At 58.9% G+C, this 26,346-nt stretch carries 21 protein-coding genes; 7 read left to right on the top strand and 14 right to left on the bottom strand.

What is annotated here, in order from left to right; genetic code table 11:
• Nucleotides 1–20: 20 nt before the first annotated feature.
• The 13 genes from ACXAD0_RS03940 to ACXAD0_RS04000 all read right to left on the bottom strand — a co-directional run bounded on the left by ACXAD0_RS03940 (nucleotide 21) and on the right by ACXAD0_RS04000 (nucleotide 15,576).
• Nucleotides 21–992 carry an AgmX/PglI C-terminal domain-containing protein gene (locus tag ACXAD0_RS03940; RefSeq protein WP_475087048.1) on the bottom strand — a complete coding sequence of 324 codons (972 nt, stop codon included), beginning with the start codon at nucleotides 990–992 and terminating at the stop codon, nucleotides 21–23.
• The gene (locus ACXAD0_RS03945; protein WP_475087049.1) at nucleotides 993–1,508 is read right to left on the bottom strand and encodes an ExbD/TolR family protein; all 516 of its coding nucleotides are present in this window, start codon (nucleotides 1,506–1,508) and stop codon (nucleotides 993–995) included.
• A gap of 1 nt (nucleotide 1,509) precedes the next feature.
• The gene (locus ACXAD0_RS03950; RefSeq protein ID WP_475087050.1) at nucleotides 1,510–2,034 is read right to left on the bottom strand and encodes an ExbD/TolR family protein; all 525 of its coding nucleotides are present in this window, start codon (nucleotides 2,032–2,034) and stop codon (nucleotides 1,510–1,512) included.
• Between the two features lie 13 nt (nucleotides 2,035–2,047).
• Entirely contained in the window at nucleotides 2,048–2,713 is a 666-nt protein-coding gene (locus ACXAD0_RS03955; RefSeq protein ID WP_475087051.1) for a MotA/TolQ/ExbB proton channel family protein, read from the bottom strand.
• Between the two features lie 86 nt (nucleotides 2,714–2,799).
• Complete coding sequence (locus tag ACXAD0_RS03960; RefSeq protein WP_475087052.1) at nucleotides 2,800–3,102, bottom strand: hypothetical protein; 303 nt, start codon at nucleotides 3,100–3,102, stop codon at nucleotides 2,800–2,802.
• Entirely contained in the window at nucleotides 3,099–3,764 is a 666-nt protein-coding gene (locus tag ACXAD0_RS03965; RefSeq protein ID WP_475087053.1) for a tetratricopeptide repeat protein, read from the bottom strand. Before ACXAD0_RS03965 ends, ACXAD0_RS03960 begins: the two co-directional genes overlap by 4 nt.
• A complete protein-coding gene (locus ACXAD0_RS03970) occupies nucleotides 3,751–6,555 on the bottom strand; it encodes a tetratricopeptide repeat protein (protein ID WP_475087054.1) in 2,805 nt (934 codons plus the stop codon). Before ACXAD0_RS03970 ends, ACXAD0_RS03965 begins: the two co-directional genes overlap by 14 nt.
• On the bottom strand, nucleotides 6,552–8,522 hold the full coding sequence (locus tag ACXAD0_RS03975; RefSeq protein ID WP_475087055.1) for a tetratricopeptide repeat protein: 1,971 nt from the start codon (nucleotides 8,520–8,522) through the stop codon (nucleotides 6,552–6,554). Before ACXAD0_RS03975 ends, ACXAD0_RS03970 begins: the two co-directional genes overlap by 4 nt.
• Nucleotides 8,523–8,528: 6 nt before the next feature.
• On the bottom strand, nucleotides 8,529–9,053 hold the full coding sequence (locus tag ACXAD0_RS03980) for an AraC family transcriptional regulator (RefSeq protein WP_475087056.1): 525 nt from the start codon (nucleotides 9,051–9,053) through the stop codon (nucleotides 8,529–8,531).
• A 135-nt stretch (nucleotides 9,054–9,188) separates the two neighbouring features.
• Nucleotides 9,189–10,196, bottom strand: coding sequence for an FAD:protein FMN transferase (locus tag ACXAD0_RS03985; protein ID WP_475090304.1), 1,008 nt, complete (start codon nucleotides 10,194–10,196; stop codon nucleotides 9,189–9,191).
• Between the two features lie 19 nt (nucleotides 10,197–10,215).
• Nucleotides 10,216–11,790 carry a hypothetical protein gene (locus tag ACXAD0_RS03990; protein ID WP_475087057.1) on the bottom strand — a complete coding sequence of 525 codons (1,575 nt, stop codon included), beginning with the start codon at nucleotides 11,788–11,790 and terminating at the stop codon, nucleotides 10,216–10,218.
• 62 nt (nucleotides 11,791–11,852) lie between these two features.
• Nucleotides 11,853–14,336 carry a LamG-like jellyroll fold domain-containing protein gene (locus ACXAD0_RS03995; protein ID WP_475087058.1) on the bottom strand — a complete coding sequence of 828 codons (2,484 nt, stop codon included), beginning with the start codon at nucleotides 14,334–14,336 and terminating at the stop codon, nucleotides 11,853–11,855.
• A gap of 4 nt (nucleotides 14,337–14,340) precedes the next feature.
• The gene (locus ACXAD0_RS04000) at nucleotides 14,341–15,576 is read right to left on the bottom strand and encodes a hypothetical protein (protein WP_475087059.1); all 1,236 of its coding nucleotides are present in this window, start codon (nucleotides 15,574–15,576) and stop codon (nucleotides 14,341–14,343) included.
• Between the two features lie 188 nt (nucleotides 15,577–15,764).
• On the opposite strand from ACXAD0_RS04000, the gene ACXAD0_RS04005 reads away from it, so the two are divergent.
• The 6 genes from ACXAD0_RS04005 to ACXAD0_RS04030 are packed head-to-tail and all read left to right on the top strand — an operon-like array spanning nucleotide 15,765 to nucleotide 21,789.
• A complete protein-coding gene (locus tag ACXAD0_RS04005) occupies nucleotides 15,765–18,407 on the top strand; it encodes an HzsA-related protein (RefSeq protein ID WP_475087060.1) in 2,643 nt (880 codons plus the stop codon).
• Between the two features lie 3 nt (nucleotides 18,408–18,410).
• Nucleotides 18,411–19,271, top strand: coding sequence for an SH3 domain-containing protein (locus tag ACXAD0_RS04010; RefSeq protein ID WP_475087061.1), 861 nt, complete (start codon nucleotides 18,411–18,413; stop codon nucleotides 19,269–19,271).
• Nucleotides 19,241–19,885 (top strand): outer membrane beta-barrel domain-containing protein, encoded by a 645-nt coding sequence (locus tag ACXAD0_RS04015; RefSeq protein WP_475087062.1) that lies wholly within the window; start codon nucleotides 19,241–19,243, stop codon nucleotides 19,883–19,885. Before ACXAD0_RS04010 ends, ACXAD0_RS04015 begins: the two co-directional genes overlap by 31 nt.
• A 19-nt stretch (nucleotides 19,886–19,904) precedes the next feature.
• Nucleotides 19,905–20,384: a TlpA family protein disulfide reductase gene (locus ACXAD0_RS04020; RefSeq protein WP_475087063.1), complete on the top strand. Its 480-nt coding sequence runs from the start codon at nucleotides 19,905–19,907 to the stop codon at nucleotides 20,382–20,384.
• Between the two features lie 9 nt (nucleotides 20,385–20,393).
• Entirely contained in the window at nucleotides 20,394–20,612 is a 219-nt protein-coding gene (locus tag ACXAD0_RS04025; protein ID WP_475090306.1) for a DUF4266 domain-containing protein, read from the top strand.
• The gene (locus ACXAD0_RS04030) at nucleotides 20,599–21,789 is read left to right on the top strand and encodes a DUF3570 domain-containing protein (RefSeq protein ID WP_475087064.1); all 1,191 of its coding nucleotides are present in this window, start codon (nucleotides 20,599–20,601) and stop codon (nucleotides 21,787–21,789) included. The genes ACXAD0_RS04025 and ACXAD0_RS04030 overlap by 14 nt, the downstream gene beginning before the upstream one ends.
• Before the next feature lie 51 nt (nucleotides 21,790–21,840).
• Here ACXAD0_RS04030 and ACXAD0_RS04035 read toward each other — a convergent pair whose 3' ends face one another.
• Nucleotides 21,841–22,548 (bottom strand): hypothetical protein, encoded by a 708-nt coding sequence (locus tag ACXAD0_RS04035; RefSeq protein WP_475087065.1) that lies wholly within the window; start codon nucleotides 22,546–22,548, stop codon nucleotides 21,841–21,843.
• A gap of 684 nt (nucleotides 22,549–23,232) precedes the next feature.
• On the opposite strand from ACXAD0_RS04035, the gene ACXAD0_RS04040 reads away from it, so the two are divergent.
• Nucleotides 23,233–26,217, top strand: coding sequence for a TonB-dependent receptor (locus tag ACXAD0_RS04040; RefSeq protein WP_475087066.1), 2,985 nt, complete (start codon nucleotides 23,233–23,235; stop codon nucleotides 26,215–26,217).
• Nucleotides 26,218–26,346 lie beyond the last annotated feature (129 nt).

Raw genomic sequence — 26,346 nt, forward strand, 5'->3', positions numbered from 1 at the left:
CACTCAAATTGAGTGGCGAATCAAGAAGGCAGGAAGTCGATCGAATAATTCAGCGTTGCTCTCTCCACGTTCGCCGAACCAAAATTGATCAGGCGGATACGCGCGAGCAGTTTGCTTTCCAGAGCCGGTGACTCCAGTTCGCTGCTGACAATTTTGATATTCGAGATGCTGCCGTCCGGTTCAATCACCAGCTGAACGGTGACCTTGCCTTGCAGGGTAGGATCGCGACGCAGGGCGCGGTTGTAAATCGCATAAATCGCGCCCTTGTTGCTCTCCATTACACTGCGAATAGACGCTTCCCCGCGACTGGAAGTTTCGCGCCGCGCCGTGCTGGCAACCGCCTGGGCTGCACCTTCCGCGGCACTGCTCTGAACTTCCGTTGCGCGACGGCCCGCGAGTTGCGCGCCGGCGGTATCGCGACTCAGGTTGCTGTCCGACACGCCACCACTGCTGGTACGCGAGCGATCGGCAATCACCGAGCGGTCCACTTTCTGCGCGGTCGCCGCGGCACTGGTCGTTACGGGCTTGCTGACTTCGGCTACATCAAAGCTATCCCGCATCGCGGCCAGATCATCCTGCATGGCCATCAGGCCGCTACGGGAGGCTTTTTCGCGGGCGAGTTTTACCTTTGCCGGTTCCGGTTTCTTGAGTTCGACGGGCTTCGGCTTGTCCGGCTGCTTCTTGGGTTCCGGTTTTTTCGGCTCGGGTTTCTTTTCCTTCGGCTTGGGTTTCTGCACCTTCGGAGGCGGCGGCTTGGGCAGCTCCTTTTTCTCCAGAATGACCTTGGCCAGTTGTGGCGGAATGCGTTCCGCCTGCTCGCGGGTCAGCTCGGGAACGGGCACCAGCGTAATGATAATGCCCAATGCGCAGAAGGTACCCATGCCCCATTTCAGCAATTTGCGGAAACGGGCGTCCTCTGCCTCGGCAGATGCCCAGGGCAGGTCAGTCTCTATTTGCGGCCACAGCGGCCGCTTTGCGGTTGCTGTGGTCATTTAACTGCCGGCCTCCTCGGGGTCGACGGGCGGAGTCTGGCTGACGGCAAATGAGATATCGCGGAAGTCTGCCGCCGCACAGGTACGCATGATTTGCTTGAGTACCGCATAGGGCACATGCTCGTCACCCATGATGGTGATCGCGCGGCCGGTTTCTTTCTGGCGCTCGGACAGCGGTGCTGCCCGTTCGGCCAGGTAGTCCAGTTCCGCTCGCAGCGGGGCAATCTCCTCCGCAGAGAGATCGAGGCTGTCGATGGTCGCGATTGGTCGGTTGCCCACGAATAGGGTTTCCCCGTTCACCCGTACCACCGTGGTGACACGGGGTTTTTCGGTCGAGGTGGACTCGGGCAGTTTGATGGTTTTGTCGCTCTGCAAAACTTCTACATCGGAGGAGTTCACCAGCAGGAAAAAGACCAGGATGGTGAAAATGTCCATGAGCGATACCAGATTCAGTTTGCTCTCTTGCTTCTTCTGGCGCGCCTTGCGCGCCTGCAACTTGGCACTGGCATTCAGCATATTATCGCCCCGCTACACTGGTTGGTGGTTCAGCGGCGTCGCCCAGTGAGATCTGCGGAAATAACTCTGCATCTACCACCGACGCGGCCACGACGGCGCGATAACTCCGCGCGGTGTCCATGGCACTGACCAACGTTTTATACGGGGTGTTCTTCTCGGACAGGATCAGGATATCGCTCTTGTCGATCGATTTTTCCTTCAACTGTCGTTTCACTTCCTGCAGCACGATAGACATCTGATCAAAATCCGGCGCGCCATCGACATGGTCGATGCGCTTGACGCGGATGCCGGACGGGTAATTGATGTCGATAAACTCACCGCGCAGGACAACTTCCAGCTGACGGTTCTCTTCCGTGCTGGGGGCGCCGTCACTGAGACCGGGGAGGTTCAGTTTCAGTACAGAGATGTGCGAGAACACCATGTTCAGCAACAGTACCGGAACCAGGATGATCATCAGGCTCATAAAAGAGGTGATGTCGAGATCCGTATCCGTAGTACTGCGCCGCAGCTTATTCAATTTCAGCATGGGTGCGGCCCCGTCAGCTTTTTGCTGCGCGCTGTTCCATCATTGCTGCACGTCCCATGGACAGCAGGTTGAGGAATTTCACCCCGGCCATTTGCAGGCTATCAACGATTTCATTGGTCTTGTTCTGCAGCATGGAGTAAGCCAGCAGCAGCGGAATCGCAGAGATCAGGCCGAAGGCGGTGGTGTTCATCGCCACGGAAATACTGGAAGACAGCATGGACGCCTTTTCGGAAGGATCCGCATTGGCTACCGCAGTAAACGCAGCGATTAGACCCATAATGGTACCGAGCAGGCCCAACAGTGTGGCGATGTTGGCCAGGGTTGCCAGGTAGCTGGTGCGTTTTTCCAGGCGCGGTACCGCCTCGAGGATGCCCTCTTCGATCGCCAGCGCAATGTTTTCATCGCGTTTGGCATGCTGCAGGGTACCGATGCCAGCGGCGGCAATACGGCCCATCGCGGCATTATTTTCGCGAGCCAGCTGCAGTACGCTGTTGTAGTTGCGCTTTTGCAGCATTGGCAGCAGCTGCGCATACGCCTTGCGATTGGCGCTCTTGGCACGGGTCAGGAAAACCCAGCGCTCCACAACCATTACCAGCCCGATAACCAGTACCAGCGCGATCGGGTACATGAAGGGGCCGCCTGTCTGGAAGAAGCGCAATACCGCTTGAGTGAATTCCATGATAAATCTCCGCGTCTCGTCAGTGTGTCAATTCAGAAAGTCGTTGTCGTTTTTAATTCGGTGAACCGGTGCGGGATGAGAGTCCGCTACGGGTCTATTTTTTGTGTTGCATCCTGCTTGGTGGTGCGCTGCTCGAACAGTTGAATTTCCCGTTGCAGCTCCGAGTACTCCTGATGCTGGAACACATCCCCAACCAGTTGGGGCAGATTGCCCTGCACCCGCCCGAGGCTATCTGCCTGCTTCCACGGGATGATGTACAGGACCTTGGGCTGCTCCTGGCTACCGATTACCGTGGACTCGAGGTTGAGCACTTCCTCTGCACTCGCCATGCCAGAATACAGGGCGGTTATTGCAGCGAGACGGCAAAAGGCTCGGTTGATACGCATCATAAGCGTCGCTCCAGGTCGACAATCCAGCCGGCCAATTGTCGATCCGGTTTTTGTTCCGGGTCATGAATCTGATGCAATGCCTGCGCCCTGCGATAGTGCCCGAGTGCCTCTTCAGGCCGGTGCAGGTAGAGGTCGAGCAGTATGCCCAGATTGCGGTGGGCATCGGCATAGTCAGGCCAGCGTGCCAGCGCTGCGCGATAGCTGGTTTCCGCTTCGGCAAAAGCACCGCTATCCCGTTGCAGCGCGGCGAGCGCATTCCATGCGAACACATTGTTGTCATTGGCGGCCAGTGCGGAGCGCAGGCTCTCCTGGGCGGCATCGGCATCGCCCAGCGCCTGTTGCACAATGGCAAGGTTCAGCCAGGCTCCCGACAGTTGTGGCCACTGCTGTACCAGGGTTTGTAACTGCGTCGATGCACCACTGTGATCGCCCGCATCATAGGCCATACGCGCCTGCTGCTGAGCAGTGCGAGCCGCGGAAGGCACATCGGCAGCGGTCACTAAATAGGGATTTGGTGTCAGCGCCTCTGCGGAATCCGTGGCAACAGGCACTTCCTCGCCGGTGTTGGGCAGTTGGCTACAGGCGCTCGCCAGCAGCACCGCCGCAACCAGCAGGGCTGACTTCAAACGACGGGAGCGGTTAACAGGATCAGTGCAGTGCATCGCTCCACTCCGTGACTTTTTCATTTTTCAGGTAACGTCCCGGCAACAACTTGGCGAGAGACTGGAAAGACTGTTTCACCCAGCTGTCGTAAATCCCGTCACTGGTGCGCTGGATATTGGCCTCGTGCAATTCGATGGCCTTTTCCTCAAACGGATAGGCCTGCTCTTCCAGCAGAATTTCGTATTGCTCCAGCTCCAGTGCGTTGAGGCCTGCCGGGCGTTGTGAGTCCATCAGGTCGCCACTGAGCTGGCGGTACACCTCGGCCAGTCGGAAATTGGCCTGGGTACTGAACTTGGCGACACCGAGTTTAATGACCTTGCGATAGTCGGCGACGGTCGCATCCATCGCACGTTTCTTGCTGGCCAAGCTCTGCTTCAGCGGCAGCTTCAGCGGGATACGGGCAAACGCCTGGTAGCTCTGCTCGGCCAGGGTGCTTTGCGCGGACGCCGCGAGGTAGCGCGCGCGATCGGTATCCGGGCGCGCTGCCGCCAGCTGTGTCAGCCAGTAGCGGTACTGTCCGGGATCGTTGCTCTGCTTGTACAGTTCGGCCAGCTGGAACTGTGCCTCCAGTTGCTGCGCACGGGGCTCCTGCCACTGCTCACTGTACTGGCGATACGTATCGATTGCGCGCTTGGTATCGCCGGCCTGTTGATAACTTTCTGCGGCAAGATACAGGGACTGACGGCGGACCTGAGGATCCGCATCGGTGCGTGCCAGTTGCAGCAATTCGCTGGCGGCGGCACCAGGCATCGACAGCGCCTGGTAAATCACCACGGCTTTGGCCGCCAGGGTTGGGGTGAGGCTGTGGGCGGCATAAAAACGACGGAAGTCCGTAATCTCCTCTGCTGCGCGCTGCCACCGTTCCAGTTCAATTAATTTGTTGATGGCGTCGTACTGTGCTGTCGCCGCAATTTCGCTGCGGCCACTGTTGCGAATACGCAACAGGTGACGGATGCCATCCTCGTTCATGTCAGCGGCCAGCGCCAACTCTGCCTGGCGATAAATTGCCGCCTGCATTTTCTGGCGGGCAACTTGCGCATTGCTCGGCTTGGCAGCCGGGTCGGCCAGTACCCGCTGGTAGGCCTGTTCGGCCTGGGCAAACTGTTTCAGTTCAAAGTGGCTTTGCCCCAGCAGCAGGTTGAGGCTTTCCTGCTGGATGCGACTCGCCGGTGGTTGCCAGTCGAGTGCGCGACCGGCGGCGGCAATGGCCTCGGGGTACCGGTTTTGACGGTAAAGCTGGTCGGATGCCTCAATCAATACTGCCAGCGCGCGGCTATCGGAGGGCCAGGTTTCGGCAAAGTAGAGTCCGGCCTCGATCTTGCGATCCAGCCAGAGGATGGCCTGCTCGGTCTCCAGCTGGTTGCCCCGCAACTGGCGAGCCATTGACTGTGCATTGAGGATCGCCGCGTATCCGGCTTCGGCACCCCGGGCATGCTGTGGATAGGTCCGGGCGACATCGCGGTAGGCACGCCAGGCACCGGCGAAATCGCCGCCCTGTTCCAGGCACTCTGCCATCAGGAAGGCCATTTCCGGTGTTTCGCTGTCCTGCGGGAACGACTCGGTAAATTCGCGATACAGCGCTGCGGCATCGAAGAACGCGCTGCGTGCCTGGTCTGCCAGCGTTTTGCGTTCGCGGTTTGAACGGGCTTTCTGTTTTTGCAGGGCCTGCGCGCGTGCGTGGTCAAATTGCGCCAGTTCGATAATCCACGGGCGCAACCAGGTGCCCAATTGCTGGCGCTGGCTGTCGGTGGCGTTGCCCCAGTAGGCCCCGCGGATACCGTAACGCTGCACAAACTCCCGTTTGGCCGGCAAGATTTCTTCGGCAAGGCCCGCTACCTGCAGGGTTTCAATCGCGCGCAGATGCAGCCGCGGTGCCTGCTCGGTCTGTGGGTACTGCTCGACATAGGTCAGGTAGGTGTTGGCACTCTCGCGGAAGCGCTCTTTCTCGCGATACCAGTCACCCAGCGATTCATACAGCCGGTGCTGGTAGGGGCGCGGCTGGTTGTGCGGGTTATAGGATTCAATGACTTTCGCCCCGCCCTGATAGCTGAAGGCGAGTGCCAGCCCCCGCAGGCTATCGTCTGTCAGGCGCTGCACCCCTGCGGATTGTTCCGCGGGTGCGCCATTGCTGTGGAGGGTGTCGAGCAGCTGCAGGAAAGAGCGGGTAGCACCCGGATAGTCCGAATCCTTGAATCGCGACCAGCCCAGCATATAGCGCGCATTGTCAGCGAAGGGTGAATCGCCGTGGGCGAGTACCGCTTCAAAATCTGCTGCTGCCGCGCGGTAATTGCGTCGGTTAAAGGAGGATTCACCGCGGCGGAAAAGCACCTCTGCCATAAACGGCGATTCGGGTGCGGCACGGGCAATTTGTTCCAGCGCCACCAGGGACTCGACCGCTTCGCCCTGCAGCGAGCGGGCGCGCGCGAGGCGATACAGTAAATAGTCGTCATCGGAGCCCGCGCCAACCAGAGCCTCGTAGCGATCAATGGCGCCCTGGAACGACACCTGCTGTCCGGGGTTATCCGCTTGGAGCTGTTCCAGGCGCTCCATCTCAAGATCCGCGAGACGCAATGCAATATGTCGGCGCAGCATCGGATCGGTCTGGCCGCTCAGTGCCTGCTCGTAATTTTGTAACAGGGTGTTGACGTCCACCTGTGGAATTTCGACGGCGGTCTCTTCCGGCAGGTTGATCCGCGGCAAGTCGGCCAGTGTGGGCGTCGTCGGCTGTTGGCCACAACCGGACAGGGCGGCACTGCAGATGGCGATGGCGAGCAGCGTTCTTCTGCTCATGGCATGCCCTCCTGCGTTGCGACACCGGTATTGGTTTCAGTCGTATCCGCTACTGTCGGGACAGGCGCCGGCGACGTGGAAGCGGCATCCTGCAGTCGTGCAATCGCGAGACGGGCATAGGCGCTGAACTGCTCAACCCGCGCACGCTCCGTGGCCAACTGGGCACGCAAGTCGCGGCGGATAGAGGCTTCGATGGCGGCACTGGCACGGGTAATGGTTTCCTGCTGGGCACGTAGTCGCGGCAGCGCGTCCTGGACGCGACCGCGCAGGACGCCAAGTTCCGGTGCCTGTTGCGCGATGCGGTCGACCTGGCGCTGTTGGGAAAGGGCTTTATTCAGCGACTTTTCCAGCGCTTGCAGGGATTTCTGCTGTTGCCAGAGATTCTGGTGGTATTGCTGGGAAGCTTCCCAGGCCAGCAGGCCGCGCGCCCGCTCGAGCAGGGTGCGCTGGTAAGGACGGACTTTGCCGCTGCCTTCGAGTTTTTCCATGGTCGCTGTGGCGCGTTCCTGCAACACCAGCAATTCTGCCAGGGCCTGCCCTTCTTCTTCCTCTTCACTGGCCTGGCGATTGCGCATTAAGGCGAGAGCGTCCCTATTGGTCTCAATCGCTTCGAGGCCATCGCGAAGCTGTTCAAACTGGCGCTGGGCGAGGTCAACCTGCTGGTCATACTGGGCGCTGGTATAGCTGGCGACAATGTTCTGGTGTCGCTGCGCGCGCTCATCGATCAACTGACCGAATAGTGGCGTACGCGCCTCCCACCGGTCCAGGACTTGGCCGAGCTGATGCAGGTCGCGCAGGTCCGATAACCTGAGCTGGAAGCGATCGCTGTTGAGCAAACGATGCAGGTAGCGATCACCATCTTTCAGTGGTTGTGGTGCGTCGGCGGCCTGCAACCAGCCGTAGCGCTGTTGGCCGGACTGTGCCTGCTGGTCGAAGCGCGCTGCGGCGACCTGTTGATCCAGGTCTGCCAGTTGCTGCAGCGTGACCCGGTAGCTGGCCTCCGCACGCTGATAACCGGCGAGCGCCGTGCCCGGCCGATTCAGTTGTTCATAGCTATATGGCAGTGCCATCAGGGCCTGCTGTACGGCAGGCGCCAGTGGGTTTTGTTCGATCAGGTAATGCAGGGCATCCACGGCAACGGCAAAATTGCCATCGCTGATGGCGGCGGAACCGAGCCCCAGCAGGGCGCGCTCAGACCATGGTGTGTCGAGACGCACTCCCCGGAAGGCATCGACGGCCTCGGTATGTTGTCCCTGTAGCGACAGCACAAAGCCCCTGCCGATATGCGCTTTGTCGCGTAGGATCAGCAGTTCGCTGCCCGGCTCGCTCTCCTGCTCGACCAGCGCGCTGCCGCGTCGGTAGTGACGCGCGGCAGCATCAAATGCTTGAGCGCGGGCGTAGGCCGCGGCCAGATTGATATGGCCGAGTACGCGTTGTTCCAGTGGCAAGCTGGCCAGGGCCGGCCCTTTGCCTGCCAGTAACTGCTCGGCTTGTTCCAGCTGATTCAGTTGCAGGGCGAGGTTGAGGGCGAGATCACTTTTTGCCTCAGCGCCGGAAAATGCCAGCTGTTCGGCGCTACGCTCGAATGCCTGTTGCAGATAGTTCAGTTCTGCCAGTTTCAGCCAGGCAATCTCGCGGTAGCGGGCCAGTGCGCGCGGATCTCCCTGCTGATGCTGTAACTGTTGGTTGAACAGGTCTGCAGCGCGTTGATGCAGGCCAAAACCCAGACTGATACCACCTTCGATCAGCGCCGCATTATCGGCGTGCACCTGAATCCCGCCTCGATCCTCTGCAATCATCAGGTGGGTGAGGGCCTCAAAATTGTTGCCCTGAAAATACTCATACAGCACCGCGCCGTAACGCATATCTTGTGCCTGGCGAAAGTTTTCTTCCGCACAGGACGCAGCGGCGAGACCAGTGAGGGTCACGGCGGTAAAAAAACGGGACAGGCGCGAGGTGTACAACATGGCGGGTTACGGCGCTGGCCAGGAAACCAGTTCGAACTCCGGCTGCTGGCGATTGGCGGCGTCGGTGATACGCAGTTCAATCACCGCAGGCTCGTCGGTTTTGTCGAGCTCCAGGGTGGCCGCGCGCTTGTATTCACGCCCCTGGGGGCCGATCCCGGTGAAGTATGCGGTGATGGTGTAGCTACCAGTTTTCAGGTTGCCCTTGAAGAGTGGCTGGATACCGCCGCGGATCAGGGCGTCGCGCTGGTGCTCGGTGTACAGGTGGCTGGCGCTGAGCTTGTTATCGATATGAAGTTTCACCGCGTCGAGTTGGAAATAATGCCCGACATCCATGGAAACGTAGACAGCCAGCTGGCTCTGGGCCGGGTACAGCAGATCTTCTTCCAGAATCAGCAGGTCGCGGTTGAGCTTGAGGACCTCGCGCTTCAGTGCCTCCATATCGTCGGCAGAGAAGTTGGCAGCATCCGACTGGGCCTGGGCCAGTAGCGGCGCCACGAAGGCAAGGAGTAGTAACTGGATACAGCGGCGCATGGGGATGTTCTTCTCGGTTAATTCTGGCCCGGACCGGTGATGGTACGCGGTGGTGCGGGTCTTTGTGAATGTTAAAAATTATCGCAGGGCTTCATATCTCTGGTGTGACAGGGTTGGCAAATTCCCTGTGCGCCCCTAATTGGGCTGCTCCAGTCCTCGACTGAAAAACAGCTTCTTTTCACTATTGATCACAATGGCCTCGAAACCGGGCAATTTGTCCACCAGTGCGAGTCCCCAGTTGAGTCCGAGTACAAACACACTGGTGGAGAGCGGGTCGGTATCGAAACCTGCGGGACCGATGATGGTCACGCTGATCAATTTGTCTGCACTGCCCTCGGGAGAGGTCTCGGTGGGACGCCCGGTAGAGGGGTTAAAAATGTGATGGACCCGTCCTGCCTCCTCATCGAGAAAATAGCGTTCGTAATCTCCGGAGGTGGAGATGGCGCTGTCCGAGAGTGGCAGCACTGCCGCATTCTTGGATTTTTCCCTGGGGTGGCGAATCCCGACCAGCCACGGTTTGCCGCGACGATCTCCCAGCATGCGTGCATCACCACCGGCACTCACACTGGCATTGGTAACGCCGGCTTGTTGCAGGATGGTGATCGCACGGTCCACCGCATAGCCCTTGGCGATACCGCCGAGATCAATCCGCGTCTGCGGGTGGGCGTACTGCAGCGTGCCCGCCTCGGTGTCGAGCAGTAGCTGGCGATAACCCACCGCAGGCAGCAGAGCCTCTGTGGTTTTGTCATCGGCCTGCTGGCCCTTGCGAAAGTCATAGTGGCTGCCCAGCGAGGCGTAAGTGATATCAAAGGCACCGTCAGTCTGCGCGCTGTACCAGAGTGATTTTTCGATCAGTGCCTGTAGTTCCGCTGAAATTTTCATCGGTTCGCGGGGCGCTGTCTCGTTCAGTTGTGTGAGCTCGCTATCGGACTTGTATGGGGACAGCTTGTTGTCGAGACGGCGAAATTCGTCCATCACATCGGCGATCAGCTGTTCCGCCTGAACGGGGTCCTCGTGCCACAGCTGCACCGTCACCTCGGTGCCCATAATGGGGGCACGGCTGAAGTGCCACTCCGCAGTCACGGGTAGCGAAAGCAAAGAAGCCGCAAGCGCGAAAAGCGCTGCGGCCAGGGTGCGGTACATCTTGATCACATTCGTCTGCTCAGGTGATGGGGGCAAATGCCGTGAGGCTGTCCATCAGCGAAGCATTGCCGAGGCCATGGTTGGGGAACACGCTGGCGAAGTTGCCCTGGTCACCATGCAGCGCCATGTAATTCAGAATGACCGTCTCGACCAGCAGGTTGACGTTGTTGGCTGCCGGGCTCGAAGCGGTTTCCACATCGCCGGATGGGCGCATATAGCCGAGCTGCTGGTGAATCGCCTGCTCTTCGGGCGTGCCGCCGAGCAGTTGTGGGCGGCCGACCGGGTTGTATACCAGGAAGAACGAGGCCGCCGTTTGCTGGTTGTCGCCGGTCCAGACGCCCTTGCCGCGCCCTTCGATGGAATCGTCGAGCATGCCATTACTGAACACGGAGCCGTCACTGAATACATAAATCATCACGGGGGTGCCGATGCGCGCGGCATACTCGAGGCAGGCGCCGATACAGCGTCCCGCACGCAAATCGCGAATCTCACCGGTGGCGCGCTCGCCCGTATGGTAATCGTAGCCACCCATGGTAATGGTGCCTGCACCCGCATAGCCGTTCATGACGAGCTTCATTACCGAGGCAGTTTTCTGGAATTCGCGGTCGCCGCTGAGCTCTGCGCTGGTGAAAATGCCGGCGGGCCCGACGATATCCGGATCCAGCTCGGGGTTGAGCAATTCCGGCTCGCCGAAACGGTCCGCCAGATCCGCACTCTTCATATAGCCGCAACGCACCATGTCCTTGATCACCGCGTCGGCGGTCACCTGGGTGTTGACCCGGCCGAGTTTGGCGTTGGACAGGCGATACATGGATTCCATGACCGCAACGGTATCCGATTTTTCCAGCAGGCCGACCAGGTCACCGACGTCCACCAGTCCGGTCACATCGGAAGAGCGGTCAACCTTGGTGGGGCGGACCTCGGGGTTGATCATCGACGCCGGTGCCATGGAGTTGCCGCCGGACTCGCTGGAGTTGGAACCAATGAGGGCGAGCAGTTCGCCATTGGCGCCGGCCTGGTTGATGCCATACATCGGGTTGTGTGGATTGTTGCCGGTGTCATTCTCGGAGCGCGCCGGAATCACCGCGCCATTGGTGGCGGCGGCAGTACCGGCTGCGACCTTGTCGAGAATGCCGCGCAACATACCGCTGTCGCTGTGGAAAGCGAGGCCGAGGTCGGTATTGATCAGGCTGTTGCCGGCAGCGTCGGTAACGGACGGCACCATATCGCCGGGAAGCCCCTGCTTGCTATAGCCAGCGGTGCTGAGGAAATCCAGTTGGCCGCCGCGCTGGCCGACCAGCACATTGGAGCCTGCGATATTCGCGCCGCCGGCCAGATCGAAACAGATAAACGGAATGCGACCCGCACCGCCGATGGGGCTGATACCACAGGGACCGCGTAGCGCCTCGACATCCGACGAAAGCGCCGCATGCGCGGCACGGGGGTTGGCGAATAGACTGAACACCGAGCCCCCGAGGACAGTTGCCAGGCCCGCGCGAAAACCCTGCGCGAGAAAGTCCCGACGGGTCACCGGGCGATGGTGGTCCGGGTGTGCCAGGGGCTGGTCCAGTTCAAAATGTTTTTTCTTGCTCATGGTGATTCCAGTCGGCTGTGCGCCGCGGCAGTCATGTGCCGCGGCTCAGGCATTTCTCGTCTTTAGTGAATCAGGATCATCGCACTGCCCATGGCAGCGGCACAGGTGGCCTTGACCGTGGTGACTGTGCGGGTTGAGCCACAGTTGGTGCCACAGGATGCGACCATCTTGTCGATCAGGGCGTTGAGTTCGGTGCGCACTTCTGAGCTCTGCGCGGCAGTTGCCAGCGGGCTTACGGAGCCATCGTGCCAGGTGATGTCGTGGGCCAGCAGGTTTTCGATCAGCGGATCCACCACCTGGGCTTTTTTGGCATCGGTATCGAAGGCAGAGGTCACCGCGTCGGTGAAGTCAAAGCCGGCGAAATAGCCGCTGGCCGCCGGCGAGTCCACCAGCACCGAGCAGTATTTCACTGCCAGCTGGGTGATGCCCATCTGGTGTGCGGACAGGAAGCCCTGAATATCACTCTCCACCGGCAGCTGGCGTTTCACTTTGTCCCAGGTCTCTGCGACGTCGGGGTTGCTGCTGGCAACGCCGGTTGCGCGCGACAGGGCAGCGTTGATCTGCTCGAAGCGGCGCAGGCCAATGCGAGGCTGCGGTTCCAGGTTGGCCGGTTCCGGTGGGGCGGCCGGGGTCGGTTCCACCCGGGTGTAGGTGGCATCGCCGATCCGCTCAAAGGTGAGGAAGAAGTCATCGGCTTCCGGTCCCTTATCCACGGAAATGATAGAGCCGAGACGTGACAGCGGCTGTCCTTCACCCACGATATAGGTGTCGTCGACAGTGGCTGCCAGGCGAGACCAGGCCTGACCGACTTCTGCTTCACGACCGTTAATACCGATACGCAGCCCCTCAATCACCAGGCCGCTGAGGTCTGCGGTCTCATCCAGGCTGATGAACTTCGGCTCGCTGAACAGGTAGCCGTAATTGTCGAACAGCTGTACCTGGAACATCACGTAGCTGTCGGTGAGCCCGGTGTGCTCATCCACATTGAACAGCAGCAGGTACTTCTCGCCGACACCAGCGTTGTAGTTGGTGGCGATATCTTCCGGCGCCAGTGCGCGGGAGTGGATGGCCAGCAGGCGCACAGAGCCTTCCCAGCCAAACTCGTTGGACACTTCGCTGCCGATTGCCAGTGCGAAAGACTCATCCCAGGTGCTAAGCAGGTCAGCCGTACCCGGGTCGGGGTCGCCGGTGTACTCACCGTTGACGTACAGCTTGCGCCCTTCCACCGCAGAGTAGGTGGCAACCACGTGTTGCAGGGTGGCCTGCGCGCGCTCAGCCATATCATCGGTGATCATCACCGGCATGCCGTTCGCGTCACTGCTGTTGTTGCGGTTCTGGAAGGTGTAGTTGTACATCACCTGCCCGAGGGTGAAGTTGCGCGAATCATTGCTGCCTGAATAGGTAATGATGCGCGCGGGTCCTTCCTGCACCACATTGGCGGGCGCTACCCACGCTTCGATGGAATATTCACCGGAGGCTGTCAGGGTGTCGAACAGCTTGCGACTGGATGCAGTGGCGCCCTGGGCTTTGCCGCCTTTCAGCTGGATCCCCCAGGAACCGAGCCACTCCACGTCGCCGGACAGGTTCAGGTCGATGGCCGGATTGACCCCTGAAGTGTCGTAGGCGGTGGTGCCAGTACCGGTTTTGAATTCGTACAGCGCGATCGCATTGTTTTCGATCCGGCCGCCGCTACTGGCAACGATACCGTCTGGCAGGCGCATGGCCTTACTGATGACCCAGCTCGAGTCGACGGTGGTCAGCGGGATGTTGTTGGCGAATGCCTGGATTGCCGCGGTCATCTCGTCTTCGTTGTCGGCACAGTCGCTCCAGCAGTTGTGGAACTCCCGGCCCAGCCGCACGGAAAAACGCGAGTTGGCCGGCGTATCCAGGTTCATGCGGCTCTTCGATGCCTCGTAGGCGATGTCCACATCGCTACTGCCGAAGTACGGCTGCTGTGCGGTCGGGGCGTCTTCACTGTGGCAGCCGGCGCAGTATTCAGTCAGCAGCGGGTACACCGTGTTGGCAAAATTGCCGCTGGACTCCGGGAAGCTGCGGCTTTCGCCAACTTCCCGCAGGGCCGGTGCGGTGAGTACCAGGGTATTCGCCAGGCTGCCGTTTTCCAGCGCCCATTCTTCGATGTAGTTGGTGATGATCTCTGCACAGGCGCTGGCGTCTGCCAGCCAGCAGTTGTGGCCGCCGCCGACCTTGGTCGCCAGGCGCGATTCCGCCGGGGAGCTCAGGCTGATCAGCGGGCGTCCCGCGTCGTAAGCCGCATTGATGTCATCACTGCGGACAAATTGCGGGCTCTGGCCACCATCGATATGACAGCTGCCGCAGCGGTCTTCTGTTGCGAGGTTATCCCAGATAAAGCGCTTGTAGTCCTGCACATCCTGATCGCGCGGCGCGGGGCCGGAATACACAGAGCCATTATTGTTGTTGCCGCTGGTGTCCGGCAGCTGCTCGGTACCCTGGCCGCTGCCCCCGCTACAGCCTGCAATCAGCAGGGCTGCAGCGATCGTCGACAGGGCGATTGTCTTGTTCAGCATGTCCTTACTCCCCCGCACAGTAAGCCGCGGAGTCTGCATAGACCTGCTTCAGCAGGTAGCCGCCGGACTCAAAACTGTCGGTGATATTGCTCACAGCCAGGCGGTCGCTGGCATCTTCCGGCGCGCGCAGGCAAACCTGGCGAAACACCTTGGTGACCTGGCACTGCGAGAAGGCGCGGCTGTTGGCGAGCTCTTCCCCCAGGGACTTGGCGCCGTTGCCGTTGCCCGGCAGGACCGGGCTCCAGCCCAGGTGCATGTTGGGTCCTTCGCGCCAGTAGTTGTCCCAGCGGTCGTCGGGGATGATAAAGCCCGGCTGGAAGTTGGCGGCATTGATGTGGTTCTTCGCTTTTACCCGCAGGCCAGTGACCGGATCCGTTTCGCTGGCCCCGTTGTAATCCAGGCGGCCATTTTCGCCGGTCGGATCATTGTCCGCATCGTACTCGAAGTTGTAGTAGGCGAAGGCCTGGGCCATGGGGTCCATGCCGCTGTGGCAGCCGACACAGTTGTTCTGGAAAACACGGCTGTCCCCACCCGGGCTGCGACTCACGTCCTGGCGAATGCGGTCGGGCGAGCGGCTGGTGTCGTGCACCTGTTCCAGGTCGCGGCAGAGGTGATTCAGCAGGGTGAAGCGGAACATGGCGCGGTTGGTGCCGGCAATGAAGAATGCCTTGGCCCCGGCGCGGGTGGTCATGACGCCGGCGGTCGCCTCCGCCGGGAGCCCCGTGACGGAAGACTGGCTGCGCTGGATCAGGCTGGACTGCAGTGGGTAGCCGCCAGCTTCCAGTGCCTCGTAGTGATCATTATCGTCATTGCGATAGCTCGGCAGGCCCAGGCTGCTGTCCCCGGTATAAATCAGGTTGCCGGTGAGCAGCTGGCGAAAATCTTCATTGTCGCGCACGATCCCGACAAAGGTCGCGGTGTAGTCGTTCAGGGGGGCGAAGACGTCCTGGTCGCGATTGGTCCAGGGTGTGGCCAGATTCTTCAGCGTAACATCGTAAAACGCATCGTTTTCCATGGCCGTATATGCCGCCGCGCGTGCGTCGCCGGCTTCGATCGCCTCAGCCATTTCCGACAGTACGGACTCCGAGGGTTTTACGCCGGTCAGGCGGCTGTGAATCTGTGCCGCTTGTTCGTGTGGTCCTGCGTGAGTGGTACTGACGTACAGACTGGCGGTCAGTGCGGTGCCGAGGGCCAGATATCTGGCAAAGGGGAACCTCGGTAGGTTTGCTCGTGTTTCCATCGATGGGGAGCCTGCTTATTCCTATCGAGCTCCGATGGTAAGTGGTACGGGCCGATTTTCCACCGGTAATTAATTGAAGTGCGTCGCAGTTAGCATTTTGACGGCAATTATCTTGAGTGTATGCGGGGCAGCAGTGAGAATCCGTTGTCGATCAAAAAGAATTTCCGCCGGGGTGGGCACGGGTGAATATGACAGTGCGATTACAGTGGTTGCTGGCAGGCGTCGCCAGCATCGCGTTGCTGCAGGGATGTAGTGGCGGAGGCTCGTCTTCCGGCAGTAGCGAGCAGGATCCCGACCCGGTCGCGGTGGATTTCCCGATTGCCTATGTCTCTCGCGCCCTGAATTTTGAGGAAGAAGACGGCTCGCTGATGCCGGACAATCTTCTGGAACCGGCCGAATTCCGTCCCGGGGCGAAACTCATCCTCAAGGACCGCGCCTCTGCCAGTGCGGCGGAGCAGGAGATTACCGCCGGATTGTTCGAAGGGGACTATGACGTTCGTGACTTGAGTGTCTCTCCGGATGGGCAGCAATTGGTGTTTGCCATGCGCGCCCCGGAAATCCCCGATGCGGATGAAGATGAACAGCCCACCTGGAACATCTGGCTGTATGACCGGGGTGCCAATGAGTTGAGCCGGGTGATCTCCTCGGACCTGATAGCCGAGGAAGGTGAAGATGTCGCGCCGTCCTTTCTGGCGGATGGCCGTATCGTATTTTCCTCGACGCGCCAGCGGCGCTCGCGGGCCCTGCTGCTCGATGACAACAAGCCACAGTTCCCCACGCTGACAGAGGACCTGAACAGCGAGGCGTTTGTTCTGCATTCCATGGAGCCCGATGGTTCCGACATTCGCCAGATCTCCTTTAACCAGAGCCATGACCTGCACCCGACGCTATTGGCGGACGGGCGTCTGGTGTTCAATCGCTGGGACAATATGGGCGGTGTGGATAACGTGAGTCTGTACGCGGTGCGTCCGGATGGCACGGACTTATCCCTGCTTTACGGATACCACAGCCAGCAAACCGGCACCGGCGGTAGTGAGGCAATTTTCTCCGCACCCCGTGAGCTGCCAGATGGTCGCCTGCTGGTGATTTTGCGCTCGGCCGAGGGTATCGGGTTCGGTGGTGACCTGGTTGCGGTCGATGCAGCAAATTATGTCGAGGCCTATAGCGAGCCTGATATGTCGGGAGTCCTCCAGGGGCAGGCCTCCCTGTCAGTGCTCGAAGTCCTGACGGATGGCAGCCTGTCACCCCATGGCCTGTTCGCCGCCGCCTGGCCGTTTCGCGACGGCACCAGTCGTCTGTTGGTGAGCTGGAGCGAATGCCGGGTGCTGGAAACCGATACGGCAGGAGAGACCCTGACCCAGCCCTGTACTGATGAGCGCCTCGCCGATCCCGAGGTGGTTGCCGCAGATCCGCTGTATGGCCTCTGGATTTACGACTATGAGAGTGGCACCCAGCTGCCCATCGTACTGGCAGAAGAGGGCGTGATGATCTCCGAGGGCGCCATTATGGAGCCCAGTGCCCTTCCCGAATTCCTGCCGGAAAAAATCCCTGTAACTGACCTGGACCGCACGCTCGTGGACGAGGGTTCAGGAGTGCTGGATATACGCAGCGTATACGATTTTGACGGCGTCGATATTGCCGGCATTGATGTCCTGGCAGACCCCGCGCAAACCACCGCCGACCTGCGCCCTGCGCGTTACCTGCGTGTAGTGAAGGGCGTTGCCATCCCGGATGACGATGTGCGGGATTTTGACCGCGCCGCGTTTGGCCGCAATCGCGCCGAGGGGATGCGCGAGATTCTCGGTTACACGCCGATCCAGCCCGATGGTTCGGTGCGGGTTATCTTGCCGGCGGATATGCCGCTGGCGATTTCGGTAGTGGATGCTGATGGTCAGCGGATCACCGGCCGCCATCGCAGCTGGCTGCAGTTGCGCCCGGGAGAGATTCGTACCTGTAATGGGTGTCATACCGGGGGCAGTGAGGTGCCGCACGGGCGTGCCGACAAGGAACCAGCTTCTGCCTGGGCGGGCGCGCCGACCTCAGCGGCCCCTTTCGCCAACACCGAGCCCGCATTGCTGGCGGAAATGGGAGAAACCATGGCCCAGGTGCTGGCGCGGATTGCCGGTGAGGCCTCGCTGCAACGGGACATCGAATTTGCCGACCTGTGGACCGATCCCCTGGTGCGTCCCAAAGATGTTGCCAGCAGCGTGCCCTATGCCGATCTGGAGACCCTGCTGCCGTTCCCGCCCAGCTGCCTGGACGACTGGAGTCGCCTGTGCCGCACCGTGATTCACTACCCGATCCATATCGCTGCGCTGTGGGAGCGGGGTCGCCCGGTGTTGGACGGGATGGGATTGGAAGTGGCCAATAACCGCTGTCAGGACTGTCACACCAACCGCGACGCCGCCGGCATGACACAGGTGCCTGCAGGACAGCTGGACCTGGGGTCGGGGCAGTCCGGTATTAATGGTGCCTGGATGGTGTCCTATCCCGAGCTGGTGCTCAATACCGCACAGCAGCAGCTGGTTGACGGGGCGCTGCAGGAAGTTCAGGTGCAGGATACGGACGATCAGGGTAACCCCCTGTTTGAGACCGATGAAAACGGTGAGCTGATTCTGGATAGCAACGGCGACCCAATACCGGTTATGGTTACTGTTGAAGTGCCACGCCTGGTGGGTGGCGCGGCGGTGGCGAGCCGCTTCTTTGATATTTTTGCAGCCGGGGGAGCTCACGAAGGGTATCTCGATCCGGTAGAGCTGCGCCTGATTTCCGAGTGGATTGATCTGGGTGCCCAGTATTACAACGATCCCTTCGAAGCCCCGGTTGATTGATTCATGCTGTACCACCGCCATCAAACCTGTCGACTCCGCTGCGTGCTGACCACGCTGCTGGGCCTTCTCCTGTCTGGCGGATCGGCGCTCGCCCAGCAGGACGGGCCCGCGAACCAGGACAGTGCAGTGTTGGGTGACGAGCAGCAACCCGACTGGCGCAGCGAGTGGCGTGGCGAGGAAGAGGTTCCAGAGGACGCCCTGCCGGTTCGCGTCGGTGCGCCTTATGTCAATATCTATAAGGGCCCCGGGCGCGGCTACCCGATATTCCATGTCGTTGAGCACGGCGAGTACCTGTGGCTGGAAAAGCGCCGTACCGACTGGGTGAAAGTGTCGACGCGCCGTGGCGTGAGTGGCTGGGTGCGGGTGCGCGACCTCGATCAAATTACCGATGTGGCCGGTCAGCCGCTGCGCCTGCGTCAGCCGGATTTCGATGACTATCGCAACCAGCGCCTGCATATTGGCACGACCTATGGAGACTTCGGTGGTGCCGATTCACTGGGGGTGATCATCGGCTATCGCTTTACTGCCAACCTCACCGGTGAGCTGCGCGCAACCCAGGCGGTAGGCACTTTCTCTGACAGCCAGACTTATCAGGTCGCGGTCACCCACCAGCCATTTCCCAGCTGGCGGGTCTCTCCCTACTTCATGCTGGGAACCGGGATGAACATCACTTCCCCGAATGCCACCATCGTCGCGACAGAAGACCGCGAAGATACCGCCATGCTCGCCGGATTTGGCCTGAAGACCTACCTGTCGCGCCGGTTTGTCTTGCGCGCCGAAGTGGCCAACCACTACCTGCTCACCTCCCGAGAGAACAACCAGGAGATCACCGAATGGAAACTGGGTTTCGACGTATTTATGTAGCCGCAGTGACCTGCCTGTTCGCCGGTGGTGCTTTTGCGCAAGACGACACGGTATTGGACGAAATCATTTCGCCCGGACTCGAGCGCCGTGAAATCCGTGAGGCGGATATTGATACCGAAGACTTTGAGGTGACCGCCTATCTTGGTGGCGTCATCAATGTTGAAGATTTTGGTTCCAATCCGTTGTATGGCGGGGCGCTCGCCTATCACATCAGTGAAGACTTCTTTGCGGAGGCGTTTTATGGCCAGACCGAGCTGGGAGAGTCCAGCTATGAGCGTCTGAGTGGCTCCGCGCCCCTGCTTACCGAAGAGCAGCGCGAAGTAACCATGTACAACCTGTCACTGGCCTGGAACATCCTGCCGGGTGAAACCTTTGTGCTGGACGACTGGACCCTGAACAGCAGTCTTTACCTGATCGGTGGTATTGGCAATACCCACTTCGCCGATAGTGACTACTTCACCTACAACCTGGGTGCCGGCGTGCGCCTGCTGGCGAATGACTGGCTGGCCTTGCGCCTGGATGTGCGCGACCACGTCTTTGAGCATGAACTCTTTGGTGAGGCGCAGCTGACCAACAATTTGTCGACGCAACTCGGCTTTTCCATTTATTTCTGACTTGTAAGGAGTCCTGTCAATGATGCGCTTTCTCGTTGTCGCCGTACTGGCAATCTCTTCCCAGCTGGCGAGTGCCGCCGCCAGTACCGCGCCGGACTTTACCCTGGCATCCAGAGGCGGTGAGAACCTGCGTCTCGCCGAGCAGCGTGGCGATGTCATTATGCTGAACTTCTGGGCATCCTGGTGCGGTCCCTGCCGTCAGGAAATGCCTTTGCTGGATGACCTGCATGCGCGCTATGAATCCGCAGGTTTCAAAGTGTGGGGTGTAAACGTCGACGCAAAGCGCACGGATGCAGAGCAGATGCTGGCGAAAATTCCAGTGGACTTCCCCATCCTGTTTGACAGTGCAGGCGACGTCAGCAAGCTGTTCGGCGTGCAAGCAATGCCCAGTACCGTATTTATCGATCGTGATGGCAAGGTGCGTCACATCCACCGTGGCTATCGCGATGGTGATCTCGCTGCGTACAAGAAAGTCATCAAGGAACTTATCCGGGAGTAACCCATGTTGATGCGCCTGGCTTTAATCGGTTTCGCACTTGCCCTGTTCAGCGGGTGTGCCAGTGTCGAGCCCTGGGTCAAACCCTACGAACGACATTACCTGGCGGACCCGATCATGGGGTTCGAGCGCGATCCGGTCGCGGCCAGCTACCTGAACCACGTCTATGAAGCCCGTGAAGCTGCGCGTGGTGCTGAAGGTGGAAGCGGAGGCGGATGTGGCTGTAACTAAAACATCGCCACAGCGAGGATGGCGTTCGGTAGCCGCGTCGGTTGCGGCCCTGCTCCTGGTGGCCGCCGCGCCTGTCGTCAATGCCGCGGTACTGCCAGAAGAGCGTGCCGACAGCATGTACCACTCCTACAGTGGTGGCGGCGTTACGATCGATGGTCCTTCCTTTTTGATCCGGAAGAATATCGGTAACTCGGTATCCGTATCGGCAAATTACTATGTCGATATGATCTCGGGGGCGTCTATCGATGTGCAGGCCACTGCCAGTCCGTATTCCGAACAGCGTGACGAGTACTCGCTCGGGGTTAATTATCTGGTGGATAAAACCACCCTGTCCCTCGGCTATACCAACAGTTCGGAAAACGACTATCAGGCAGAAACGGTTGGTTTCACTGTCAGCCAGTCTTTCTTTGGAGATCTCAGTACCCTGGACCTGAAGGTTAGCCTGGGGGACGACCAGGTGTTCCGTAATGGTGATGAAAACTTTGCGGCCGATGCCCAGCACCGCCGCTACTCCATCGCCTGGAACCAAATCGTGACCCAAAAGCTGATTGCCGAACTCAATGTCGAGACAGTTGCTGACGAGGGTTTCCTGAACAATCCTTACCGCAGTGTGCGCTATCTCGATCCGAATTCCGGCACCGGCTTCAGCTATCAGGCGGAGCTTTATCCCACCACGCGGAACAGTGATGCGGTTGCGCTACGGGCCAAGTATCGCCTGCCCTACCGGGCCGCAGTGAAAGCGGAATACCGTCGCTATGCGGATAGCTGGGGTGTCGAGGCGGACAATGTCGAATTCCGCTATGTGCATCCTCTGCAAGAACAGGACGAATGGATCCTGGAAGCCAAACTGCGCTATTACCAGCAAGAGGGTGCGGACTTTTACAGCGACCTGTTTCCCTACCTCAATGCCACCAATTTTCGGGCGCGTGACAAAGAGCTGAGTGACTACACCAACCTGTCATTCGGGGTGGGTGTGAGTTACCGGGTCCCGGACCGATGGGCGTTGTTTGATCGCAAGAACACATTGAACCTCTACTGGGATCATATGTTGTTCGACTATGACAACTTCCATGACGTAACGGTGCACGGCCCGGATACCGTGATTGCTCCAGGAGAAGAGCCAACGTACAGCTTCGGTGCCAATGTCATCCGGTTGTTCTGGTCGGTGTGGCTGTAAGGGGGCTGACAGGCGCTGCAGGATGCCGCGGTCGCGACATCCTGCCATTCATCAGAATGCGTAATTGATGGAAAGAGACGAAATGGTGGGGTCGGATTCGTCGGTCTTGAACGCGGTGAAATCCAGGGTATAGGACCATTCATTAAACCGGGCGCCGGCAAACAGGCCAAGGTACAGATCTTCCCCGGAGAGGTCGTCGTCCAACAGCGTTTCATAGGTGTTGGATTCGAGCGTCAGTACCGTCTCCTTGCCCTCACCGTCTACGCTGGCCACATACTCGGTCAGTGCGCGCTCATAATCCACTTCCGCGCGGGTGTTCCACAGGCTCAGGCCGGTACGAATCCCGCCAAAGTAGTTCTTGCGGACATCGCTGCTGAGTACAAAACCCAGCGTACGGGATGAGCCGGTCACGCGGTTCTTGAAGGTGATCTGCTCGTACGATGAGTAACCCGTATTCGCCAGGTTGCCGCTTTGCAGCCAGTATTCATAGCGTGGAGTGCTCTCGCCAAAGTTGGTGTAACCCCCTTCGACGGCCATGTACTGGTTGATCTGGTAGCCCAGGTGAAAGCTATAGGCACGCGGGTTCTCGAAATCCACTTCTTCCGCAATCCCCACGGTGTCAAATATGACGTTGCTGATGCCTCTCTCGAGTTCGGCCGAATCCGGGTTAGCCAACCCGAAACTCACCCGTGTATACCAGTTATTTCCTTCGGTATAGGCGCTCGCCTGGCTCGATGCTGCGATGGCAGCGGCGATCAAAATCTTCTTCGCAACTATTCCCTCGATACAATTTCCAAAAGCGGTGCAACTGCTGGCGTCGGGCGTGGGGGTTGGACCCGGCAGGCACACCGGTGGCGCAGTATACAACCAAAATTGAACCGATGAGAGCCGATTATTCCAATTTTATGCATTAACAAGGAATTATTTATCGTGATTATGAAAATTGTTGGCTTTTTAGACTACCTGTTGCGTCCGCCCGACTCCAGGCGTGCCTGAAGGGCGCTTGAAAGGTCGTGATCGCCGTTTTTGCTGTTGGGGCTCGGCCGTAAGTGTTTTGCCGGGCAATGAGAAGGAGTTGCCTGACTGATTGGTCCCGGCGGAAAAAGAGGGGACTTCCCCACTGCGTGCTCGTTTTGTGGGCGTTTTTGACCGCTTCCCCGTGCCGCCTTCCCTGTTGCCGTGCATTTAATCCCTATTGTCTTGTTTGCTGAGGGGGTGAATTGATGTACACGCTGGACACGGCAATATGCAATCACAGCGTGAAGGTTTGCAGTTTCGTGTCGGAGTTTGTCCGGCGGGAAATACCGGATAAATGCGCTTCAGCAAGTGGTAATCTGAGGCGAGATGGAGAGAGAGGCCGGCGTTTTCGCAAGCCGGGCGCCACCAACGCTGCTAACAAACCATACAACGACACAGAACAACAATAGACTCGGGGAAGTGTTGATGAGCAAGAAAATATTCCACAAGGATCGCCTGGCGGTCACTATTTCCATGATGCTTGGCGCGGCGGCTTTGCCCGGTGCTGCGCTGGCTCAGGAAGATGGTGACATTGAAGAGGTGGTGGTAACCGGTATCCGCGGCAGTCTGAGCAAGTCCATGGACATCAAGCGCGATGCCGATGGGATTGTCGACGTTATTTCCGCAGAAGATATTGGTAAGTTCCCGGATACCAATCTGGCTGAATCACTGCAGCGCGTGAGCGGTGTATCGATCGACCGCGTCAATGGCGAGGGCAGTAAGATCACCGTTCGTGGCCTTGGTCCAGAGTTCAACCTCGTCACTTTGAACGGTCGCCAGCTTGCCAGAACCACCGGTGACCGTTCGTTTGATTTTCAGAACATTGCGTCGGAAATGGTCCATGGCGTAGAGGTTGCAAAAAGCAGTGATGCCTCAGTGCCCAGTGGAGGCATGGGAGCCACTGTGAATATGCTGACCGCACGCCCGCTCGAGATTGGCGAGCGTCGCATGCAGTTTGCCACTAAAGGTGTTCTCGATCAGTCTGCAGAAGATGCCTCAATTACTCCGGAGTACTCCGGTTTTTATTCTGAAACCTTCGCTGATGGCCAGTTTGGTGTTGCGATTTCTGCAAGTGTTCAGGAGCGTGAGAGTGGTAGCCAGCAGGGTCTGGTTGGTACAGGCTGGCGCAGCTTCTCCGGATCCGTCGATAACGACTGGGGTGCCGGTACCGCTGAATGGGGTGGTGTGCCGCAGGATAATCAGGTTAACCGTCCGGGTCCTGATGACATCTATTCGGTCCCACAGACGACCATTTACAAGTTCGAGGAGCAGCAGCGTAAGCGTACCAACGGGCAGCTGGTGTTGCAGTGGGCTCCTACTGACGATGTAACGGCAAGTGTTGACTATAACTACTATGCCAACGATATCGCGACTCAGCATAACGAGATTTCTGCCTGGTATAACTTCGTACCTTCCGAGAACGTATGGACCGACGGGCCTGTCGCATCACCGCTGATATACTCTGAGACCTTCGATAACCCCACCGATCTCTCGATGGCTGCTCGTGATAGTGCCGAGACATTTACCGGGCAGACCTTCGGTGTCAACGTCGAGTGGCAGCTGAATGACCGCCTGGCACTTGAGCTGGATGCGCACACTTCCGATGCCGAGCGTCGTCCAGATAGCCCCTGGGGTTCAAGTAATACACTGTCCACCGCTGCATTTATTCGCACCAAGTCGGCAACCGACTTTACCGAGGATCTGCCCGCTCTCTACGTAGAGAATGGTAATAGCGTGCAGCCCTCCGATATGCGCCTTACCGGCAGTGTGTTTGGCAACTCGCGCGACCAGTCTGAGGTTGATGCATTCCGGTTTAGCGGGAACTTTGAAATTACCGATAGTAGCGACATTGATTTCGGTATCGGTATGCAGGAGGTCATGAACCACTCGCAATCCGTCAACGTCCAGCGAAATGCCTGGGGCGGTGTGGGTGCTGCCGGTGACTTCGATGATTCCTTCTTCCCGGCAGACACTATCCAGGACAAATTTGACGTCGATACCGGTGACTTCTCCGAAGATCCAACGGTAGATGGCGCAGATATTCAGAATGTCTATTTCGACTGGGACTTTGCCGCACTGCGCGCACGCGCCGAAGAGCTGTATGGCGATCAGATCGAACCGGGTGTCATTGGCGATTGTGGCACGCAATTCTGCCCCTCCACTGACTATGGTGCCGATACGGATCGCATGACCAAAGAGGAGACAACTTTCCTCTATACACAGTACAACCTGAACTCCGAAATCAGTGGTATGCCCTATACCCTGAACCTGGGTTTGCGCTACGAAGACACCTCGGTCGATTCCGAGTCTGCGGTACGTGCCTATAACGGTGCTGAATGGATTGCCGCAACCGAGATCCTTCTGGTCGATGAAGAACGCCAGTATCTCTCACAGACCGGTGGCTATGACTACTGGTTGCCAAGCGCCAGCTTCCGTCTCGAAGTGATGGAAGATGTGGTTGTGCGCACCGCTGCGAGTCAGACAATTGGTCGACCTAACTACAATGACATCAAAGGTGGTACGGTTGTAGGCAACCTCGCCAACCAGAATGGCGGTAGCGGAAGTACCGGCAACCCCAGTCTGCTGCCGTTTGAATCGGTGAACTTTGACCTGGCGGTTGAGTGGTACTTCGACGAAACAAGCTATGCGTCTGTTGGTTACTTCCGTAAGGAAATCTCCAACTTCATTACTATTGGTAAGACCGACGCAACGCTGGGCATTCCTGATCCGTCAAATGGCGCCCGGGCTGCTGAAGCTCGCGCAGCTGTCGGTGTGGATGCCCTGGATATCAAGCGTTACATTGCGGAAAACTACGGTGATACACCGTTTGTCACCGTCGCGTTTAACGATGATGGTTCAATTGATCCGCTCAATACTGTGGTAATCGGTGATCCGGCTACTGACAATCTGATGAGCTTCCTGCTGGATACCCCGGTAAACAGCGATCGTGAAGAGACTGTCAACGGTTGGGAATTGAACGTCCAGCATATGTTTGGCGACACCGGCTTTGGTGTCGTAGCCAACTACACCATTGTTGACTCCGGGCTCGAGTATGACCCCTTCCTTCTGGAAGATCAGGAAGCCATGCTCGGCTTGAGCGACAGTGCCAACTTTGCTGCGTTCTACGATAAGAATGGCCTTCAGGCTCGACTGGCATACAACTGGCGTGATGAGTTCCTGAGTTCGCGTGGCCAGGACACCGGCAGTAACCCGCAGTTCACGGAGGCATATCAGCAGCTTGACCTGAATGTGAGCTACGAAGTGCCACAGGTCGACGGGCTCCAGGTATTCCTCGAAGGTCTTAACGTGACTGATGAGTATGGCCGTGTATTCGGTCGCTCTGAGCAGCAGGTCCTCGGGGTATACCAGGGCGGTGCGCGCTGGCAGATGGGTGCGCGTTACGCGTTCTAACAGCGTGACTGACCTATTGTCACAATGAAGTACGAAAGGCCGCTGGATATCCAGCGGCTTTTCCGTTTTTACGTTACCGATTGTCCGAAAACTGCTATGGGCATAGCGCTGGAATCGCGCTATGGTCGA

This window comes from Microbulbifer sp. ABF4_148, assembly GCF_056158985.1.

What these genes read in the sequence shown, in the direction of transcription:
- ACXAD0_RS03940 (WP_475087048.1), bottom strand. Translation starts at nt 992, where the DNA reads ATGACCACAGCAACCGCAAAGCGGCCGCTGTGGCCGCAAATAGAGACT.
- ACXAD0_RS03945 (WP_475087049.1), bottom strand. Translation starts at nt 1,508, where the DNA reads ATGCTGAATGCCAGTGCCAAGTTGCAGGCGCGCAAGGCGCGCCAGAAG.
- ACXAD0_RS03950 (WP_475087050.1), bottom strand. Translation starts at nt 2,034, where the DNA reads ATGCTGAAATTGAATAAGCTGCGGCGCAGTACTACGGATACGGATCTC.
- ACXAD0_RS03955 (WP_475087051.1), bottom strand. Translation starts at nt 2,713, where the DNA reads ATGGAATTCACTCAAGCGGTATTGCGCTTCTTCCAGACAGGCGGCCCC.
- ACXAD0_RS03960 (WP_475087052.1), bottom strand. Translation starts at nt 3,102, where the DNA reads ATGATGCGTATCAACCGAGCCTTTTGCCGTCTCGCTGCAATAACCGCC.
- ACXAD0_RS03965 (WP_475087053.1), bottom strand. Translation starts at nt 3,764, where the DNA reads ATGCACTGCACTGATCCTGTTAACCGCTCCCGTCGTTTGAAGTCAGCC.
- ACXAD0_RS03970 (WP_475087054.1), bottom strand. Translation starts at nt 6,555, where the DNA reads ATGAGCAGAAGAACGCTGCTCGCCATCGCCATCTGCAGTGCCGCCCTG.
- ACXAD0_RS03975 (WP_475087055.1), bottom strand. Translation starts at nt 8,522, where the DNA reads ATGTTGTACACCTCGCGCCTGTCCCGTTTTTTTACCGCCGTGACCCTC.
- ACXAD0_RS03980 (WP_475087056.1), bottom strand. Translation starts at nt 9,053, where the DNA reads ATGCGCCGCTGTATCCAGTTACTACTCCTTGCCTTCGTGGCGCCGCTA.
- ACXAD0_RS03985 (WP_475090304.1), bottom strand. Translation starts at nt 10,196, where the DNA reads ATGTACCGCACCCTGGCCGCAGCGCTTTTCGCGCTTGCGGCTTCTTTG.
- ACXAD0_RS03990 (WP_475087057.1), bottom strand. Translation starts at nt 11,790, where the DNA reads ATGAGCAAGAAAAAACATTTTGAACTGGACCAGCCCCTGGCACACCCG.
- ACXAD0_RS03995 (WP_475087058.1), bottom strand. Translation starts at nt 14,336, where the DNA reads ATGCTGAACAAGACAATCGCCCTGTCGACGATCGCTGCAGCCCTGCTG.
- ACXAD0_RS04000 (WP_475087059.1), bottom strand. Translation starts at nt 15,576, where the DNA reads ATGGAAACACGAGCAAACCTACCGAGGTTCCCCTTTGCCAGATATCTG.
- ACXAD0_RS04005 (WP_475087060.1), top strand. Translation starts at nt 15,765, where the DNA reads ATGACAGTGCGATTACAGTGGTTGCTGGCAGGCGTCGCCAGCATCGCG.
- ACXAD0_RS04010 (WP_475087061.1), top strand. Translation starts at nt 18,411, where the DNA reads ATGCTGTACCACCGCCATCAAACCTGTCGACTCCGCTGCGTGCTGACC.
- ACXAD0_RS04015 (WP_475087062.1), top strand. Translation starts at nt 19,241, where the DNA reads ATGGAAACTGGGTTTCGACGTATTTATGTAGCCGCAGTGACCTGCCTG.
- ACXAD0_RS04020 (WP_475087063.1), top strand. Translation starts at nt 19,905, where the DNA reads ATGATGCGCTTTCTCGTTGTCGCCGTACTGGCAATCTCTTCCCAGCTG.
- ACXAD0_RS04025 (WP_475090306.1), top strand. Translation starts at nt 20,394, where the DNA reads ATGCGCCTGGCTTTAATCGGTTTCGCACTTGCCCTGTTCAGCGGGTGT.
- ACXAD0_RS04040 (WP_475087066.1), top strand. Translation starts at nt 23,233, where the DNA reads ATGAGCAAGAAAATATTCCACAAGGATCGCCTGGCGGTCACTATTTCC.